The sequence below is a fragment of the Ralstonia sp. A12 genome (genome assembly GCF_000801955.1).
Taxonomy (GTDB): Bacteria; Pseudomonadota; Gammaproteobacteria; order Burkholderiales; family Burkholderiaceae; genus Ralstonia.
Genome location: NZ_JSZO01000028.1, coordinates 37,920 through 54,674, shown reverse-complemented (window position 1 = coordinate 54,674; position 16,755 = coordinate 37,920). Strand labels below are relative to the sequence as shown.

At 63.7% G+C, this 16,755-nt stretch carries 16 protein-coding genes; 6 read left to right on the top strand and 10 right to left on the bottom strand.

The features are described 5' to 3' along the window. Window positions 1-43 precede the first annotated feature (43 nt). From PI87_RS22265 to yacG, 5 genes are all read left to right on the top strand, one after another. Window positions 44-1,309 carry a type II secretion system F family protein gene (locus tag PI87_RS22265; protein ID WP_039599905.1) on the top strand — a complete coding sequence of 422 codons (1,266 nt, stop codon included), beginning with the start codon at window positions 44-46 and terminating at the stop codon, window positions 1,307-1,309. Between the two features lie 4 nt (window positions 1,310-1,313). After that, complete coding sequence (locus tag PI87_RS22260) at window positions 1,314-2,195, top strand: prepilin peptidase (RefSeq protein WP_039599904.1); 882 nt, start codon at window positions 1,314-1,316, stop codon at window positions 2,193-2,195. A 12-nt stretch (window positions 2,196-2,207) separates the two neighbouring features. After that, window positions 2,208-2,822 (top strand): dephospho-CoA kinase, encoded by a 615-nt coding sequence (gene coaE, locus PI87_RS22255; RefSeq protein WP_039599903.1) that lies wholly within the window; start codon window positions 2,208-2,210, stop codon window positions 2,820-2,822. 127 nt (window positions 2,823-2,949) lie between these two features. Beyond that, entirely contained in the window at window positions 2,950-3,708 is a 759-nt protein-coding gene (zapD, locus tag PI87_RS22250) for a cell division protein ZapD (RefSeq protein WP_004633038.1), read from the top strand. Between the two features lie 16 nt (window positions 3,709-3,724). Beyond that, window positions 3,725-3,928 carry a DNA gyrase inhibitor YacG gene (yacG, locus tag PI87_RS22245; RefSeq protein WP_039599902.1) on the top strand — a complete coding sequence of 68 codons (204 nt, stop codon included), beginning with the start codon at window positions 3,725-3,727 and terminating at the stop codon, window positions 3,926-3,928. Here the strand turns inward: yacG and PI87_RS22240 are convergent. The 5 genes from PI87_RS22240 to PI87_RS22220 form a co-directional block, all read right to left on the bottom strand. After that, a complete protein-coding gene (locus PI87_RS22240) occupies window positions 3,921-4,379 on the bottom strand; it encodes an NUDIX domain-containing protein (protein ID WP_039599901.1) in 459 nt (152 codons plus the stop codon). The two genes, yacG and PI87_RS22240, sit on opposite strands and share 8 nt — an antisense overlap. Next, complete coding sequence (locus PI87_RS22235) at window positions 4,369-5,253, bottom strand: ATP-binding protein (protein WP_039599900.1); 885 nt, start codon at window positions 5,251-5,253, stop codon at window positions 4,369-4,371. The genes PI87_RS22240 and PI87_RS22235 overlap by 11 nt, the downstream gene beginning before the upstream one ends. A 16-nt stretch (window positions 5,254-5,269) precedes the next feature. Next, complete coding sequence (gene argJ, locus PI87_RS22230) at window positions 5,270-6,499, bottom strand: bifunctional glutamate N-acetyltransferase/amino-acid acetyltransferase ArgJ (RefSeq protein WP_039599899.1); 1,230 nt, start codon at window positions 6,497-6,499, stop codon at window positions 5,270-5,272. Between the two features lie 94 nt (window positions 6,500-6,593). Then, window positions 6,594-9,398 (bottom strand): preprotein translocase subunit SecA, encoded by a 2,805-nt coding sequence (gene secA, locus PI87_RS22225; RefSeq protein WP_039599898.1) that lies wholly within the window; start codon window positions 9,396-9,398, stop codon window positions 6,594-6,596. Window positions 9,399-9,646: 248 nt separating this feature from the next. Continuing rightward, window positions 9,647-10,612, bottom strand: coding sequence for a M23 family metallopeptidase (locus PI87_RS22220; protein ID WP_039599897.1), 966 nt, complete (start codon window positions 10,610-10,612; stop codon window positions 9,647-9,649). Between the two features lie 80 nt (window positions 10,613-10,692). Between PI87_RS22220 and PI87_RS22215 the strand changes: the two genes are divergently transcribed. Then, complete coding sequence (locus PI87_RS22215) at window positions 10,693-11,214, top strand: DciA family protein (RefSeq protein WP_039599896.1); 522 nt, start codon at window positions 10,693-10,695, stop codon at window positions 11,212-11,214. Between the two features lie 49 nt (window positions 11,215-11,263). On the opposite strand, the gene lpxC is transcribed toward PI87_RS22215, so the two are convergent. The 5 genes from lpxC to PI87_RS22190 all read right to left on the bottom strand — a co-directional run bounded on the left by lpxC (window position 11,264) and on the right by PI87_RS22190 (window position 16,744). Further along, window positions 11,264-12,181, bottom strand: a complete 918-nt coding sequence (gene lpxC, locus PI87_RS22210; RefSeq protein WP_039599895.1) for a UDP-3-O-acyl-N-acetylglucosamine deacetylase — start codon at window positions 12,179-12,181, stop codon at window positions 11,264-11,266. 242 nt (window positions 12,182-12,423) lie between these two features. Then, window positions 12,424-12,924: a peroxiredoxin gene (locus tag PI87_RS22205; protein ID WP_039600139.1), complete on the bottom strand. Its 501-nt coding sequence runs from the start codon at window positions 12,922-12,924 to the stop codon at window positions 12,424-12,426. A 348-nt stretch (window positions 12,925-13,272) separates the two neighbouring features. Next, on the bottom strand, window positions 13,273-14,475 hold the full coding sequence (gene ftsZ, locus PI87_RS22200; RefSeq protein ID WP_039599894.1) for a cell division protein FtsZ: 1,203 nt from the start codon (window positions 14,473-14,475) through the stop codon (window positions 13,273-13,275). Window positions 14,476-14,627: 152 nt separating this feature from the next. After that, complete coding sequence (gene ftsA, locus PI87_RS22195; RefSeq protein WP_039599893.1) at window positions 14,628-15,860, bottom strand: cell division protein FtsA; 1,233 nt, start codon at window positions 15,858-15,860, stop codon at window positions 14,628-14,630. Continuing rightward, complete coding sequence (locus PI87_RS22190; RefSeq protein ID WP_039599892.1) at window positions 15,857-16,744, bottom strand: cell division protein FtsQ/DivIB; 888 nt, start codon at window positions 16,742-16,744, stop codon at window positions 15,857-15,859. The genes ftsA and PI87_RS22190 overlap by 4 nt, the downstream gene beginning before the upstream one ends. Window positions 16,745-16,755 lie beyond the last annotated feature (11 nt).

Genomic DNA, 16,755 nt, shown 5'->3' with positions numbered 1-16,755 from the left:
CTTCTCGATCAATCGTTCCCATACCGGGGGGTAGGAACCAACCATGGCCACACGAGCACCTGCCGCAAACCGCGCGGCCGCCGCGCCGGCACGTAAGTCCGCCACTACGAAGGCACCCACGCAGTACATCTTTGAGTGGGAAGGTAAGGACCGCAAAGGCAAGATCTTCAAGGGTGAGATGCGCGCAGAGAGCATCACCGAGGTGAATGCGGTCCTGCGCAAGCAGGGCCTGTCGATCACAAAGTCCAAGCGCCGCCGCGCTGCCCGGGGCAAGAAGATCACGCCGAAAGACATTGCGTACTTCACGCGCCAGCTCTCGACCATGCTGAAGGCCGGCGTGCCGCTGCTGCAGTCGGTCGACATCATCGCGCGCGGTCACGCCAATCCGAACTTCACACAGTTGTTGACGGAAATCCGCGTCGACATCGAGTCGGGTAGCAGCATGGCAGCCGCCTTCCGCCGCCACCCGAAGTATTTCGACACGCTGTACTGCAACCTGATCGACGCGGGTGAACAGGGCGGTATTCTCGACGCCCTGCTCGAGCGCCTGTCGCTGTACATGGAAAAGTCGCTCGCACTGAAGGCGCAGATCAAGTCGGCCATGATCTACCCGATTTCGGTGCTGACCGTGGCGTTTGCCGTAACGGTGGTGCTGATGATCTTTGTGGTGCCCTCGTTCAAGGGCGTGTTCTCCAGTTTCGGCGCCGATCTGCCGGCGCCGACACTGTTCGTTATCGCGATCTCCGACTTTTTCGTTAAGTGGTGGATTCCAATCGTGCTGGGCCCGGTCATCGGCATTGCAGCATTCACACGGGCATTCAAGAGATCTGAGAACGTCCAGCGCTCCACGCACCGCTTCATCCTGAGGATCCCCATCTTCGGCAATATCATCCGTAAGGCAACCATCGCCCGCTGGACACGTACGCTGGCCACGATGTTTGCAGCCGGCACGCCACTGGTGGAATCGATGGAATCGGTGGCAGGTGCAGCCGGCAACTGGGTGTATCACGACGCGACGCTGGAGGTTCAGCAAGCGGTGCGCATCGGTACCAGCCTCACCAACGCCATGCAGGCCACGCACGTATTCGACAACATGGTCCTGCAGATGACGCAGATCGGCGAGGAATCCGGTGCGCTGGACAACATGCTGTTGAAGGTGGCCGAGTTCTACGAGCGCGAGGTCGACGATGCCGTCGCCAATATTTCCACCTTGATCGAGCCGGTCATCATTGTCTTCCTGGGTGTGATGATTGGCGGGTTGGTGGTGGCAATGTATCTGCCTATCTTCAAGCTCGGCACGGTGGTCTGAAGCAATGCCTGATGTATTCGTCATCCCCACGCTGGCCCAACTGCCGGCGTGGTTCGTGATTGGGACGGGCGGGCTGGTTGGCCTGCTCGTCGGCAGCTTCCTCAACGTCGTGATCCACCGGCTGCCTCGCATGATCGAGCGCGAGGAAGCCAACTACATCGCCGAGCTGCGCGAAGAACCGCTTCCCCATCCCGACGCCTACAACCTGGTCGTTCCGCGCTCGGCATGCCCGTCGTGCGGCCACCAGATCAAAGCCGTTGAAAACATCCCCGTGTTGAGCTGGCTGGCACTGCGTGGGCGCTGCAGCGCCTGCAAGACGCCGATCTCTTGGCGCTATCCCGCGGTCGAGTTGGTGACAGGCCTGCTCACCGGGGCTTGCTTCTGGCACTTCGGTCCGACCTGGGTGGCGGTGGCCTCGGCTGTATTGCTGTGGTTCCTGGTCGCCGGCACGATGATCGACGCCGACACCCAACTGCTGCCCGACGCCATCACCCAGCCGCTGCTGTGGCTCGGCCTGGGCGTGAACCTGTTCGGCATGTTCGCGCACCTGCACGACGCGGTGATCGGCGCGATGGCCGGCTACCTTTTCCTATGGTCGATCTACTGGGCCTACAAACTGCTGCGTGATCGCGAAGGCATGGGCTACGGCGACTTCAAGCTGATGGCCGCACTCGGCGCGTGGTTCGGCTGGCAGGCACTGCCGCTGCTGGTGCTGCTGTCTTCGGTGGTGGGGCTGGTGTTCGGGCTGTTCCGCATGGCGCGAGGCATCAGCAGCGAAACCCCCTTCTCGTTCGGACCGTTCATTGCCGGTGCCGGCGTGATCGCACTGTTGGCTGGCCCGCAGCTGGTCATGCTGACGGGGCTTGGGCCTCTACTCGCACCGTAAAGGCACCATCGCATGCGCGTGATCGGCCTGACCGGCGGCATTGGCAGCGGCAAGAGCTACGTGGCGGATCGCCTGGCCGAGCGTGGCGCCGCCATCGTCGACACGGACGCCATCGCACACGAGATCAGCGCACCAGGCGGCGCCGCCATCCCCAAGCTCGTTGAAGCCTTCGGCCCCGGCATCCTGCGTGCCGACGGCGCCATGGACCGTGACGCCATGCGCGCACTCGCGTTTTCCGACGCCACCGCCAAGGCGCGGCTGGAGCAGATCACACATCCGCTGATCCGTGAGATCGCCTTGTCGCGCGGGGCAGCGGCGCAGACGTCCGGTGCGCATCCGTACCTCGTCTACGTCGTCCCGCTGCTGGTGGAATCGCTGGCCGGGCATCAAAGCTGGCGCGCGCTGGTCGACCGCATTCTGGTGGTCGACTGCCCGGTCGAAACCCAGATCGCCCGTGTGATCGCCCGTAATGGCTTGCCGCGATCGCAAGTGGAAGCCATCATCGCCCGCCAGGCGTCGCGCGATGCCCGCCTGGCTGCCGCCGACGACGTGATCGACAACAGCGGAACGCTGGCCGACCTCCTCCCGCAGATCGACCGACTGGACCAAGCCTGGCGGACGAGTTGAAACCATCTGAAAGGCGGCCAAATGAACGTGAGGCCCCTTTGCATTGTGATGAACGAGGGTCTCGCATAGAATGCGGGCAGATCGAAGCCAAACGGGCTTCGTGCCAGCCAAATCGGGCACCCAAGTTTTGATCCTGTACGAATATCCCTTCAACGAACGCATTCGAACGCTGCTGCGGCTCGAAGATCTGTTCGAGCGGCTGGATTTCTTTCTCGTGCAGGAACACCCGCTGCAGCACCATGTGGCGCTGACCACGCTGTTCGAGGTGGTCGACGTGGCCGGCCGCGCCGACCTCAAATCCGACCTGCTGAAGGAACTCGATCGCCAGCGCCAAACGCTCACCGCGCTGCGCGCCAATCCGCAGATCGACCAGGACGCGCTCGACGCCGTCATCAGCGAGCTGGAAACGGCCTCGGGCAACCTCACCGCCACACACGGCAAGGCCGGACAACTCATCGCCGACAACGAGTGGCTGACGAGCATCCGCAGCCGCGCCATCATCCCGGGCGGTACGTGTGAATTTGATCTGCCGGCGTATTTTGCATGGCAGCATCATCCCGCCGAGCGCCGTCGCGCCGACATCATCAAATGGGCTCAGCCCCTGGTGCCGCTGCGCGATGCCACGATGATCGTGCTGCGCCTGCTGCGTGAGTCTGGTCAGAGTGGCAAGGTGATTGCTAACGCGGGCAGCTATCAGCAGATGCTGTCGGGTCGCGTGTACCAGCTCATGCAGGTGCGCCTGGATGAGTCGGCGCTGGGGTTCATTCCCGAGATCAGCGCCAACAAGTACATGCTCTGGGTGCGCTTCACCCAGCAGGATGGTGACCTGCGCCCCAAGCCGGTGGACGCGGATATCCCGTTCCAGCTCAAGCTCTGCAATTTCTGAGCCCCGGACCTGTTCAATGACTGCCAAGACTGTCAAATGCCCGACTTGCGGCAAGCCGGTACCTTGGGTGCCGGAGAGCCGCTACCGCCCGTTCTGCTCTGAACGCTGCAAGCAAATCGACCTAGGCGCCTGGGCCGCCGAGCAGTACACGATCCCTGTGGTAGAAGAGGACGACCTGCCCGACGCACCGGGCGGTGATACGAGCGGCAAGCTCAACTAGCCGTCCGAGTTTCCCTTTCCTCGCGCATCCATTCGAAAACGGGCAACGTCGCCGGTAGCACCGGATCGACGCTGATAGGCAGCGTCTGCCAGGCGAAATCCTGACCTTCCAGCGCACACAACGCACCGTCCCACGCCGTCACCTTGCAGAAGTGCAGGCGCACGTACGCGTGCGGGTAGTCGTGCTCAATGGTGTGCCACGGTACGCAGGTGCGCAGCGTGACATCCAGCTCCTCCTTCAGCTCGCGTGTGAGCGCAGCCTCCACGGATTCGCCCGCTTCCAGCTTGCCGCCGGGGAATTCCCAGTAGCCTGCATACGGCTTGCCTTCGGGACGCTGCGCCAGCAGGAACTGGCCATCCGGCTGCACGAGCACGCCAACGGCTACCTCAGTGATCTTGCGGCCGTCCGGCGTATGCGTCGGCGGCACCTGCGTCAGGGTGTCAGTCGACATGCTGCCGCCCGTGCTTGCCGCCCCAGTCGCGCGCGAACTGCCATGCCACGCGGCCCGAACGCGAGCCGCGCTCGAGCGCCCACACCAGCGCGTCACCACGCGCGGCGGCGATGTCCTCATCGCTGCAGCCGAAGTGTTTGAGCCAGTGGCCGACGATGGTCAGGTACTCATCCTGCTTAGGCGGATAGAACGACAGCCACAGCCCGAAACGCTCCGACAGCGAGATCTTCTCTTCCACCACCTCGCCCGGATGGATCTCGCCATCCGACGTGTGCTGGTAGGTCTCGTTGTCCTTCATGTACTCGGGCAACAGGTGGCGCCGGTTGGACGTGGCGTAAATCAGCACGTTGTCCGACTGCGCCGCCACCGAGCCATCCAGCGCAGACTTCAGCGCCTTGTAGCCCGACTCGCCCTCTTCGAACGAGAGGTCATCGCAGAAGATCGCGAAGCGCTCGGGGCGCGCGGAGAGCCGCTCAACGATATCGCCCAAGTCAGCCAGATCATCCTTGTCGACTTCGACCAGGCGCAGACCATCCTTCACGAATTCGTTCAGGCAGGCCTTGATGAGCGACGACTTGCCGGTGCCGCGCGCGCCCGTGAGCAGCACGTTGTTGGCGGGCAGCTTGCGCACGAACTGGCGCGTGTTGGCAACGATGGCGCCTTTCTGGCGCTCGATGTTGTGCAGATCGCTCAGGTGGATCGGCGGCAGCTGGCGGATCGGTGCCAGATAGCCAATGTTGCCGAACAGGCTCTGGCGCTTGCGCCAGCGGAAGGCGACCGCCTCGTTCCAGTCGGCTTCGGTCAGCTCAGGCGGCAGCCATTGCTCGAGCCGCCCCAGGAAGCGGTCAAGCCGTGCGGAAAGATCGGATGACATGGCAGCGAGCCCCGGATTACGAGCGGTAGTCCGCGTTGATCGACACGTAGTCGTGCGAGAAGTCGCACGTCCACACGGTGGCGGTGGCGTCGCCGCGACCGAGCGCGATGCGCACGGTGATCTCGGCCTGCTTCATCACGCGTTGGCCGTCTTCCTCGCGGTACTCCGGGTTGCGGCCACCGTCACGGGCAACCCATACGTCGTCGAGCCACAGGTTGACGCCGTCCACGTCGAGGTCCGTCACGCCGGCATAGCCGACGGCCGCCAGGATACGGCCCAGGTTGGGGTCCGATGCGAAGAACGCGGTCTTGACCAGCGGCGAATGCGCGACCGCGTAGGCGATCAGGCGGCACTCATCGACGTTGCGGCCACCCTCAACGCGAATGGCCATGAACTTGGTCGCACCTTCGCCGTCGCGCACGATCTTCTGCGCGAGGTCTTGTGCAAGGCCGGTCAGTGCGTCGCGCAGCGCGGCATAGTCGGGGTGCGACTCGGAATCGATGCGCGGCGTGCCGGCGCGGCCCGTGGCGATGATGACGAACGAATCATTGGTCGACGTATCGCCGTCCACGGTGACGCTGTTGAACGAATGATCAGCCGCATAGCGCACGAGGCCTTGCAGCACGACTTCGTCCACGTTGGCGTCGGTGGCAATGAAGCCAAGCATGGTCGCCATGTTCGGGCGGATCATGCCCGCGCCCTTGCTGATGCCCGACATGCGTACGGTCTTGCCCGACAGCGTGCACGTGGCCGACGCAGCCTTGGGCACGGTGTCGGTGGTCATGATGGCTTCAGCGGCGGCCAGCCAGTTGTCCGGCTTGGCATTGGCCTGGGCAGCCGGCAATCCGGCGATGATGCGGTCAACCGGCAGCGGCTCCAGAATCACGCCCGTCGAGAACGGCAGCACCTGCTCCGCCGACACACCCAGCAGCTTGGCAACCGCATCGCAGGTCTGGCGCGCATGCGCGAGGCCCGGTGCGCCCGTACCCGCATTCGCATTGCCCGTGTTCACCACAATGGCGCGTGCGCCCTGACCACTCGCCAGATGCTCGCGGCAAACCTGCACCGGTGCGGCGCAGAAACGGTTCTGCGTGAATACGCCGGCCACGCTCGCGCCCTCAGCAATGCGTACCAGCAGCACGTCCTTGCGATTGGCCTTGCGGACACCAGCCTCGGCCCAGCCAAGGTCTACGCCGTCGATCGGCAACAGGGAGTCAGCGGCGGGCGCGACGAGATTCACAGCCATGGAGCACACCTTTCAAATGAGGATGCCCGCATTGCGGGCATCGTGAATCAACAGAAAACGAAACGCGCCGCACAGGCGGCGCGTGTGAGCAGCGTCAGGCCAGCTTGCCGTGGCACTGCTTGTACTTCTTGCCCGAACCGCACGGGCACGGATCGTTGCGGCCAACCTTGGGCACTTCGCCCGCCAGCGCTGCCGCAGCAGCAGAAGCGGCCGAGCGGTGCGCCGACATGCCCGGCTCGGCGCCGTGAATCTCGGCATCGCCCGCGGCCACTTCGGCCAGTTCGCTGAACTCGTCGTGCTTGTACTGCAGGTTGCTCAACGCGGACAGGTCTTCTTCGATCTGCTCCGAAGCCTGCTCCAGTTGCTCCTGCGACTGGATGCGGACCGTGAAGACAATCCGCGTGACTTCGTTGCGGATGGTGTCGAGCAGACGACCAAACAGTTCGAACGACTCGCGCTTGTATTCCTGCTTCGGATCCTTCTGTGCATAGCCGCGCAGGTGGATGCCCTGGCGCAGCATGTCCAGCGCAGCCAGATGTTCGCGCCAGTGCGTGTCGAGGCTCTGCAGCATCACCGAACGCTCGAAACCGGCGAAGGACTCGCGGCCGACCTGCGCCACCTTGCCTTCATACACAGCTTCGGCGGCGTCCATCACCATCTTCAGCAGCTCTTCGTCTTCGATGGACTGCGCGTCTTCCAGCGTCTTCACCAGCGGCTGATCGACACCCCAGTCCTCACGCAGCGCCTTTTCCAGACCGGCGACATCCCACTGCTCTTCCATGGTCTCGGCCGGCACGTAGGTGCGGAACAGCTCGGTGAACACGGATTCGCGCAGGTTCTTGACGACATCGCCAATATCACCCGCTTCTAGGATCTCGTTACGCAGCTTGTAGATTTCGCGGCGCTGGTCGTTGGCAACGTCGTCGTACTGCAGCAGTTGCTTGCGGATATCGAAGTTGCGGCCTTCCACCTTGCGCTGGGCCGATTCGATCGAGCGCGTGACGATGCCGGCTTCGATCGGCTCGCCTTCGGGCATCTTCAGGCGGTCCATGATGGCGCGCACGCGGTCGCCCGCGAAAATGCGCAGCAGCTGGTCATCCAGCGACAGGTAGAAGCGCGACGAACCCGGGTCACCCTGACGGCCGGCACGGCCGCGGAGCTGATTGTCGATCCGGCGCGACTCATGGCGCTCGGTGCCGACGATGTGCAGACCGCCGGCGGCCTTCACCTGCTCGTGCAGCGATTGCCACTCGTCCTGCAGCGTCTTCACACGTGCAGCCTTTTCTGCGTCGGAGAGTGCCTCGTCGGCCATCACGAAGCCAGCTTGCTTCTCCACATTGCCGCCCAGCACGATGTCGGTACCGCGACCGGCCATGTTGGTCGCAATGGTGATCGCCTTGGGCCGACCCGCTTCCGCGATGATGGCGGCCTCGCGCTCGTGCTGCTTCGCGTTGAGCACCTGGTGCGGCAGCTTGACCTGGTTCAGCAGGTTTGACAGCAGCTCGGAGTTTTCAATGGACGTGGTGCCCACCAACACCGGCTGGCCGCGCTCGTAGCAATCTTGAATATCGCGGATGACGGCGTCGTAGCGCTCCTTCCCGGTCTTGTAGATCTGGTCCTGCAAGTCCTTGCGCTGCGGCGTGCGGTTGGTCGGGATCACCACGGTTTCCAGACCGTAGATCTCCTGGAATTCGTACGCTTCCGTATCCGCCGTGCCGGTCATGCCCGCCAGCTTGGTGTACATGCGGAAGTAGTTCTGGAACGTGATGGTCGCCAGCGTCTGGTTTTCCTGCTGGATCTGCACGCCTTCCTTGGCTTCCACGGCCTGGTGCAGGCCGTCGGACCAACGGCGGCCCGTCATCAGGCGGCCGGTGAATTCATCCACGATCACCACTTCACCGTTCTGCACCACGTAGTGCTGATCGCGGAAGAACAGGCTGTGCGCGCGCAGGGCGGCGTACAGATGGTGCATCAGCGTGATGTTCTGCGGCGCGTAGAGCGATTCGCCCTCGCCGATCAGGCCGGCCTGCAGCAGGATCTGCTCGGCTTTCTCATGACCCGATTCGGTCAGGTAGACCTGGTGCGATTTCTCATCGACGTAGTAGTCGCCCGGCTTTTCGACGCCCGTGCCATCGGCTTTTTCTTCGCCGATCTGGCGCGTGAGCTGCGCCGGGATGCCGTTCATGCGGCGGTACAGATCGGTGTGGTCTTCGGCCTGGCCAGAGATGATCAGCGGCGTACGCGCCTCGTCGATCAGGATCGAGTCCACCTCGTCGACGATGGCGTAGTTCAGCGGACGCTGCACGCGCTGGCCGGCGTCGTACACCATGTTGTCGCGCAGGTAATCGAAGCCGAACTCGTTGTTGGTACCGTAGGTGATGTCCGACGCGTAGGCGGCCTGCTTCTGGTCGTGATCCATGGTGGTCAGGTTGACCCCCACCGACAGGCCCAGCCAGTTGTAGAGCTGGCCCATCCACTCCGCATCACGCTGCGCCAGATAGTCGTTGACGGTGATGACGTGCACGCCCTGGCCAGAGACGGCGTTCAGGTACACCGCCAGCGTAGCGGTCAGTGTCTTGCCTTCACCCGTGCGCATTTCAGCGATCTTGCCGTCATGCAGGACCATGCCGCCGATCATCTGCACGTCGAAGTGGCGCATCTTCATCACGCGCTTGCTGGCCTCGCGGCACACGGCAAACGCTTCGGGCAGCAGCGCGTCCAGCGTCTCGCCCTTGGCGAAGCGCTGGCGGAACTCCTCGGTCTTGGCCTGCAGCTCGGTATCGGAGAGCGCCTCGAACTTCGGCTCGAGCGCGTTGATCTGCACCACCTTGCGGCGGTACTGTTTGATCAGCCGCTCATTGCGGCTGCCGAAAATCTTCTTGAGAAGGCCCGTGATCATCGATGGCTAGGGCCGACAAGCCACCCGGAGAGCGCCTCGCGGAAGACCGCGAAACACAGGCGGCGCAACGGCCCGAATAGGGTTGGCGCAAAGGCGGGAGTTTAGCATGCGCAAAACCCCCGTTTGATGGCAGCAGACTGGCCGGATGTGGCAGGAACGCCGCACTTTGGCACAGTATCGAAACCGGCCGGGCAACCGCACATTCACGCTGATTTGGGGACGGGCGCCCCGATTGCAACCCGGCGCAGTCAGTGACCGGCGGTCGCCATGCTCTTGCCGATGTCGGCAGCCGCAACCTGCGGGCCCCGCACCTTGGTGGCAGCCATCTTGGGCTGGCCGGCGTTTTCCAGGAAGGCCACGGGATTCTGCGGCACATCGTTGACGTGCACCTCGAAGTGCAGGTGCGACCCGGTGGCACGGCCAGTGCGGCCCACCAGCGCGATGCGTTCCCCCGCCTTGACGATGTCACCGATCTTCACGAACACCTTGGACGCGTGGGCATACCGCGTCTTCAGGCCGTTGCCGTGGTCAATGTCGACCATGTTGCCGTAGTCGCTGCGGAATTCGCTGGCCACCACCACACCGCCGGCCGCCGCCACGATGGGCGTGCCCACCGGCGCGACAAAGTCCACGCCGTCATGCTGCGTGCGCCGACCGGTGAACGGATCGATACGTGTGCCGAAGCCAGACGAGTCGTAGCCGACGGCCACCGGGCGCACGGTCGGCATCATCTTGGCGTGGATCTGGCGGTCCATCAGGGTGCTCTCGAGCACGCTGAGGTAATCGTTGCGCTGGTCAGCGGAGCGCGTCAGGCGATCGAGTTCGGACTGGATTTCCGGCATCGACATCGCGCGGGAGAACGCGCCCTCCGGCCCACCACGTCCCGGCTGAGCCTTGAAGTCGAACTCGCGCGGCGGCACGCCGGCCAAGCCCGATACGCGGGCGCCCAGCGCATCCAGGCGCACCATCTGCGCCTGCATTTCGCCGATGCGTGCGGCCATCAGGTTGAGGTTTTCGCGGGTGACGCTGGAATCGGCACCCGAGGTACCGGACAGGGTGGCGCCGGGCACCAGGCCCTGCTTGACCGCCAGCCACATCGCCCCGCCCGACAGTGCCGCGACGGCCAGCAACGCTGCGCCAATGGCCGCGAAGACATTGCGTCGCGACAGGTGCGTCGCGCCTGCCTTGCGCGGATGAATCAGGATGATCTGCATCGCTCGCCCATGGCCCCAAGAAGGGACAAAAAAGCCGCCCAACGGCACGAAAGCGCGATGAAGCGCCCTACAATGCCGGCATGCGAATCTTTGTTCATCCCGCTCTCAAGACGCCCATAGCAAAACCGGTCCAGGACTGGCTCTCGGGTGCCGGCTCGGTCGGCCCGCTGATGCAGGCAGCCAAGCAGTTGGCGTCGTTGGAAGCGGAGGTGTTGTCGCTGTTGCCGCCCGGTTTGGGCAGCGGCGTGGCCATCGGCGGCATCAGGAACGACTCGCGCGACAGCCGGGAAGCGACTTTGGTGTTGCTCGCCGCACATAGTGCGGCTGCGGCGCGCGTACGGCAGGTGGTACCCACCTTGCTAGAGCGTCTGCAGCGCCGGGGATCGCAGATTACCGCAATTCGTGTACGGGTACAACCGCAGGGCGGAAACGACAGCTTGTGGCCACAAGAGACCCAAAAGCCGCTCAAACGCGCCAAGATGACAGCAGTTGGACTCAACAGCCTGGCGACGCTGGCCAACGAACTGCCCGATTCGCCGCTACGCCAAGCCTTGGCAGAAATGATTGCACGGCACGTTCCACCCGCTATCACACCCAAATGAAAAGCGCCCCGCAGGGCGCTTTTTTCATGCTTGCAACCGCTGCAACCGATCAGGAAAACGCCGGTTGCAACTGCGGCAGGAAGGCGCGCGGCGCTTCTTCCAGCTTGTCGAACGTGACAATCTCGTAAGCCGTTTCATCCGCCAGTAGCGCGCGCAGCAGCGCGTTGTTCAGGCCATGGCCCGACTTGTGCGCCGTGTAGGCGGCGATCAGCGGATGCCCCACCACGTACAGATCGCCGATCGCGTCGAGGATCTTGTGGCGGACGAACTCATCACCGTAGCGCAGCTCGTCGTTGTTCAGCATGCGGTGCTCATCCAGCACGATGGCATTGTCGAGACTGCCGCCGCGCGCGAGACCCACTTCGCGCAGCATCTCGAACTCATGCGCAAAACCGAAGGTGCGTGCACGGGCGATTTCGCGCGTATAGCTGGTATCGGCAAAGTCGATCTCGAATGTCCGCCCCGTCTTGTCGATGGCCGGATGGCGGAACTCGATCGTGAACGCCAGCTTGAAGCCGAAGTACGGGTCCAGACGGGCAAGCTTGTCGCCCTCGCGGATTTCCACCGGCTTGGTCACGCGGATAAAGCGCTTGGCCGCGCCCTGCTCTTCGATACCTGCCGACTGCAGCAGGAACACGAACGAGGCCGCGCTGCCGTCCATGATGGGAATCTCTTCCTCGTCGACGTCGATATACAGGTTGTCGATGCCCAGGCCGGCACACGCCGACATCAGGTGCTCGACGGTCGACACACGGGCGCCGTCCTTCTGCAGCACAGAAGCCAGGCGGGTGTCGCCGATGGCGCTGGCGCTCGCGGGAATCTCAACAGCCGGGTCGAGGTCGACACGCGTGAACACGATGCCGGTGCCTGCGGCCGCCGGGCGCAACGTCAACGTCACCTTACGGCCCGAGTGCAACCCGATGCCGACGGTCTTGACGACGGACTTGATGGTGCGTTGTTTCAACATGGCCGCCCTCAACTCACGAATATTCTGCGATTGTTTTTATCTATGCAGTCTGCATAGGTGATAACCCTAAGCATACCATTTTCACACCCCTGCCTTCAAAACGACTTTTGTATCGGGATGTTAGGGGTCTCCGCATTCCACTCAACCTTGGCGCGTGCGAATGACTCGCAGGTGCATCGTTCGTCTTGTGGCGACGTACGTGGCGGGCGGGACTCCGCCATTCGGAGGGTTTTGGCGTGGCGTCAGAGTATCGCCAAGATCGATTCCGCGTCGCTGACGGCGAACTGCCCTGGGGCCTCCACCTGTAGCGCTGTTACCACACCGTTTTTTACGACCATCGCGTAGCGCTGCGAACGCACGCCCATACCGCGCTTGGTGAGATCCTGGTCCAGGCCGAGCTTGCGCGTGAATTCCGCGCTGCCGTCGGCCAGCATGCGGACCTTGCCATCGGACCCCTGCGTGCGCGCCCATGCGCCCATCACAAAGGCATCGTTGACCGACACACACCAGATTTCGTCGATGCCCTTGGCACGCAGCGCATCGTAGTTCGCCACATAGCCGGGAACGTGGCGCGCCGAGCAGGTCGGCGTGAAAGCGCCTGGCAGGCCAAAGATGACGATCGTCTTGTCTTCTGCCAGGAGCGAGACCGAGAAGGCGTTGGGTCCGAGCGCGCAGCCGTCCTTTTCCACTTCAAAGAACTCGTACAGCGTTGCGTCGGGAAGTGGTTGACCAGGCTGGATCATGATGGTGATGAATCGTTGCGCACTGATACCGCGATCATAGAACGAGACCGCCCGCGTGAGGGAATCACGCGGGCGGTCTTGGGAGACAACCACATCAGAACCATCGCGCCACGCGCGGCACGACGAACGGGCACACCCGCCGGGCGGGATGAACCCTTCCGGGGAGGCGGCCAGAGGCCAGCCCGCCCGGCGGCAACGACTGTGTCCTATTCGTCTCGTACTGTCGTGCGCTGTCGACTGTTCAGCGGCAGGTCATCACACAACGGCGGTCACGGGAGGGGAGCCGTGAGCCGCACGCGGCGTGGGGTGCCGTCGGCAGCCGGACGTGCGCGGGCGAGATGTCCCGAATCAGTCAGCCTGCTTGCGCAGGAAAGCCGGAATGTCGTACGTGTCGACGCCCTTTTCCTGCAGTGCTGCCACGTGAGCCGATGCCGACTCACGCGAGCTGCGCCACACGGCCGGGGTGTCGAAGTTGCTGTAGTCCGGCGCGGCTGCCACCGAGTGACCCATGGCGCCACCGCCAAAGGCCACCGGCTGATTGTCGGTACCGGTCTTGAGCAGCGTCATCGTCTGCTGCTGTTGTTGCTTGTTTCGTGCAGCGCGGCCCAGGCCGGTCGCCACCACGGTCACGCGCAGTGCGTCGCCCATGGCGTCGTCGTAGACCGTACCGAAAATGACGGTGGCATCTTCCGCGGCATAGCTGCGGATGGTGTTCATCACTTCCTTGGTCTCGGACAGCTTGAGCGAGCGGCTGGCCGTGATGTTGACCAGCACGCCACGCGCGCCCGACAGGTCCACACCTTCCAGCAGCGGGCTTGCCACGGCTTGCTCGGCAGCCAGGCGTGCACGGTCGACGCCGGACACGGTGGCCGTACCCATCATCGCCTTGCCCTGCTCGCCCATCACGGTCTTCACGTCTTCAAAGTCGACGTTCACCAGACCGTCGACGTTGATGATTTCCGCAATGCCGGCCACAGCGTTGTGCAGCACGTCGTCGGCGCACTGGAAGCACTTGTCCATCTCGGCGTCGTCGCCCATGACTTCGAAGAGCTTTTCGTTGAGCACGACGATCAGCGAGTCGACGTTGCCTTCCAGGTCATTGGCGCCATGCTCGCCCACCTTCGAACGGCGTGCGCCTTCGAACTCGAACGGCTTGGAGACCACGCCCACGGTCAGGATGCCCATTTCCTTGGCAACCTGCGCGACCACCGGAGCAGCGCCCGTGCCCGTGCCACCGCCCATGCCGGCGGTGATGAAAACCATGTGCGCACCGCGCAGTGCGTCAGCGATCTGCTCACGCGCTTCTTCGGCGCAGTGCTTGCCGACTTCCGGCTTGGCACCGGCGCCCAGGCCCGTGCTGCCCAGTTGCAGCACGCGCGAAGCGGTCGAACGCTTGAGCGCCTGTGCATCGGTGTTCATGCAGATGAATTCCACGCCTTGCACGCCGCGGTTGATCATGTGCTGCACGGCGTTACCGCCTGCACCACCGACGCCGACCACCTTGATGATGGTGCCGTCCTGCATTTCCGTTTCAATCATGTCGAAGTCCATCGTTGCCTCCAGAAGTGATCAGTCCCAGACGATGCAGCCTCCCCGCCGCAACCCCTGGTTCCTGAACAAAAAACATCAAAACAAGAAACTCAACTTGCTCCCGTTTGTGGACACATCGGGGAGCACATCGCCAACACCCAGCGCACACGCGCTTAGAAGTTGCCGATGAACCATTCCTTCATGCGCGTCCAGATCTGCTTGGCCGACCCGGACTGCACAACCACCTTGCGCCCGCGCATACGTTGCACGCGGCCTTCCTGCAGCAGGCCCATGACCGTGGCGTAACGCGGGCTCTTCACCACCTCGTGCAGGTTGCCGCGGTACTCGGGCACGCCCACGCGCACGGGCTTGAGGAACATGTCCTCACCCAGCTCGACCATGCCCGGCATCATCGCGGTGCCACCGGTGAGGACCACGCCGCTGGAGAGCAGTTCCTCGTAACCGGATTCGCGCACCACCTGGTGCACCAGCGAGAACAGTTCTTCCACACGCGGTTCGATCACGGCGGCCAGCGCCTGGCGCGACAGCGTGCGCGTGCCGCGATCGCCCACGCCCGGCACGTCGATCATCTCGTCCGGATCGGCCAGCACCTGCTTGGCGATGCCGTATTGGATCTTGATGTCTTCAGCATCCGGCGTCGGCGTACGCAGGGCCATGGCGACGTCGTTGGTGATCTGGTCGCCGGCGATGGGGATCACGGCCGTGTGGCGGATCGCGCCTTCGCTGAAGATGGCGATGTCGGTCGTGCCGCTGCCGATGTCGACCAGCACCACGCCGAGTTCCTTTTCGTCCTCGGTCAGTACCGCCAGGCTTGAGGCCAGCGGCTGCAGGATCAGGTCGTGCACTTCGAGCCCGCAGCGGCGCACACACTTGACGATGTTCTGCGCGGCGCTCACCGCGCCCGTCACGATGTGCACCTTCACCTCAAGCCGGATGCCGCTCATGCCGATCGGCTCGCGCACGTCTTCCTGGCCGTCGATGATGAATTCCTGCGTGAGGATGTGCAGGATCTGCTGATCGGTCGGAATGTTGACGGCCTTGGCAGTCTCGATCACGCGGGCCACATCGGTGGAGGTGACTTCCTTGTCCTTGATCGCCACCATGCCGCTCGAATTGAAGCTGCGGATATGGCTGCCGGCGATGCCCGTGAAGACCTCGCCGATCTTGCAGTCGGCCATCAGCTCCGCTTCTTCGAGCGCTTTCTGGATCGACTGGACGGTCGCCTCGATGTTGACGACCACGCCCTTCTTCAGCCCCTTCGATTCGGTCTGGCCCATGCCGATGACCTCGTAGGCGCCATCAGGGCGAAGCTCGGCCACCACCGCCACCACCTTGGAGGTGCCGATGTCCAGCCCGACCAGAAGATCCTTGTATTCCTTGCTCATCGCGTTTTCTCTGTGCTTCGCGTTGCTTTGTTGTTGGCCGCTGTATTGGCCCCCGCCTTTACAGCTTTGCTGGTGCCGGGCAACTTGCCCCCCTTGGCCAGCACCGCAGCCTGCGCATCCGTCAGGAAGCGCACACCCGCCGCCCGAACCGCGAACCCGTTGGGGTAACGCAGATCGGCGTATTCAATCTGACCGCCCCAGCGCTGCGTCACCTGCGGCCACGCACGCACAAAGCGGCGGGCACGCGCGGCCAGCGCGGTGCGATCGTCATCGTTCAACTCGCGGCCAAACTCGACGACCGTGCCGTTGGACAACCGCGCACGCCAGGCGTAGCGGTCGGTGAGCGTGACGCTCACGGGTTCGGTGTTCATCGGCTTGAACCACTCGGTCATGGTTTCCAGCTTGTCGACCACTTCCTGCTCCGTGCCCTCGGGGCCGGCCAGGGCCACCAGGTCGGCGTCGTCTTCCGCCTCGGCCAGGTTGGCAACGAAGACCTCGCCGTACGTGTTGACCAGCTTGCCGGAGTCATTGCCGCCCCACGTGCCCAGCGCCTCGTGCTCCTGCACTTCCACCAGCAGCCCGTTGGGCCACACGCGGCGCACGCTGGCGTGGCGCACCCAGGGCACCGATTCGAAAGCCTGCCGCGCCTCGTCCAAGTTCAGCGTGAAGAAGTTGCCGCGCAGCTTGACCAACGCGTTGGCGCGAAGGCTCGGTACGTTGACGTGGCGCATCTCGCTCCCCGCCATCGGCATCACGCGTACCTGCTGTAACTGGAACATCGGACGCTGCATCAGCCAGACCGCCCCGACGCCCAAGCCGCCAAGCGCGAGCAGCGCATACAGCGCGCTCGCAATGGCGTTGAGGAGACGGGTGTTGTGCCACATAACGTTGTGCT

What these genes read in the sequence shown, in the direction of transcription:
- PI87_RS22265 (WP_039599905.1), top strand. Translation starts at nt 44, where the DNA reads ATGGCCACACGAGCACCTGCCGCAAACCGCGCGGCCGCCGCGCCGGCA.
- PI87_RS22260 (WP_039599904.1), top strand. Translation starts at nt 1,314, where the DNA reads ATGCCTGATGTATTCGTCATCCCCACGCTGGCCCAACTGCCGGCGTGG.
- coaE (WP_039599903.1), top strand. Translation starts at nt 2,208, where the DNA reads ATGCGCGTGATCGGCCTGACCGGCGGCATTGGCAGCGGCAAGAGCTAC.
- yacG (WP_039599902.1), top strand. Translation starts at nt 3,725, where the DNA reads ATGACTGCCAAGACTGTCAAATGCCCGACTTGCGGCAAGCCGGTACCT.
- PI87_RS22240 (WP_039599901.1), bottom strand. Translation starts at nt 4,379, where the DNA reads ATGTCGACTGACACCCTGACGCAGGTGCCGCCGACGCATACGCCGGAC.
- PI87_RS22235 (WP_039599900.1), bottom strand. Translation starts at nt 5,253, where the DNA reads ATGTCATCCGATCTTTCCGCACGGCTTGACCGCTTCCTGGGGCGGCTC.
- argJ (WP_039599899.1), bottom strand. Translation starts at nt 6,499, where the DNA reads ATGGCTGTGAATCTCGTCGCGCCCGCCGCTGACTCCCTGTTGCCGATC.
- secA (WP_039599898.1), bottom strand. Translation starts at nt 9,398, where the DNA reads ATGATCACGGGCCTTCTCAAGAAGATTTTCGGCAGCCGCAATGAGCGG.
- PI87_RS22220 (WP_039599897.1), bottom strand. Translation starts at nt 10,612, where the DNA reads ATGCAGATCATCCTGATTCATCCGCGCAAGGCAGGCGCGACGCACCTG.
- PI87_RS22215 (WP_039599896.1), top strand. Translation starts at nt 10,693, where the DNA reads ATGCGAATCTTTGTTCATCCCGCTCTCAAGACGCCCATAGCAAAACCG.
- lpxC (WP_039599895.1), bottom strand. Translation starts at nt 12,181, where the DNA reads ATGTTGAAACAACGCACCATCAAGTCCGTCGTCAAGACCGTCGGCATC.
- PI87_RS22205 (WP_039600139.1), bottom strand. Translation starts at nt 12,924, where the DNA reads ATGATCCAGCCTGGTCAACCACTTCCCGACGCAACGCTGTACGAGTTC.
- ftsZ (WP_039599894.1), bottom strand. Translation starts at nt 14,475, where the DNA reads ATGGACTTCGACATGATTGAAACGGAAATGCAGGACGGCACCATCATC.
- ftsA (WP_039599893.1), bottom strand. Translation starts at nt 15,860, where the DNA reads ATGAGCAAGGAATACAAGGATCTTCTGGTCGGGCTGGACATCGGCACC.
- PI87_RS22190 (WP_039599892.1), bottom strand. Translation starts at nt 16,744, where the DNA reads ATGTGGCACAACACCCGTCTCCTCAACGCCATTGCGAGCGCGCTGTAT.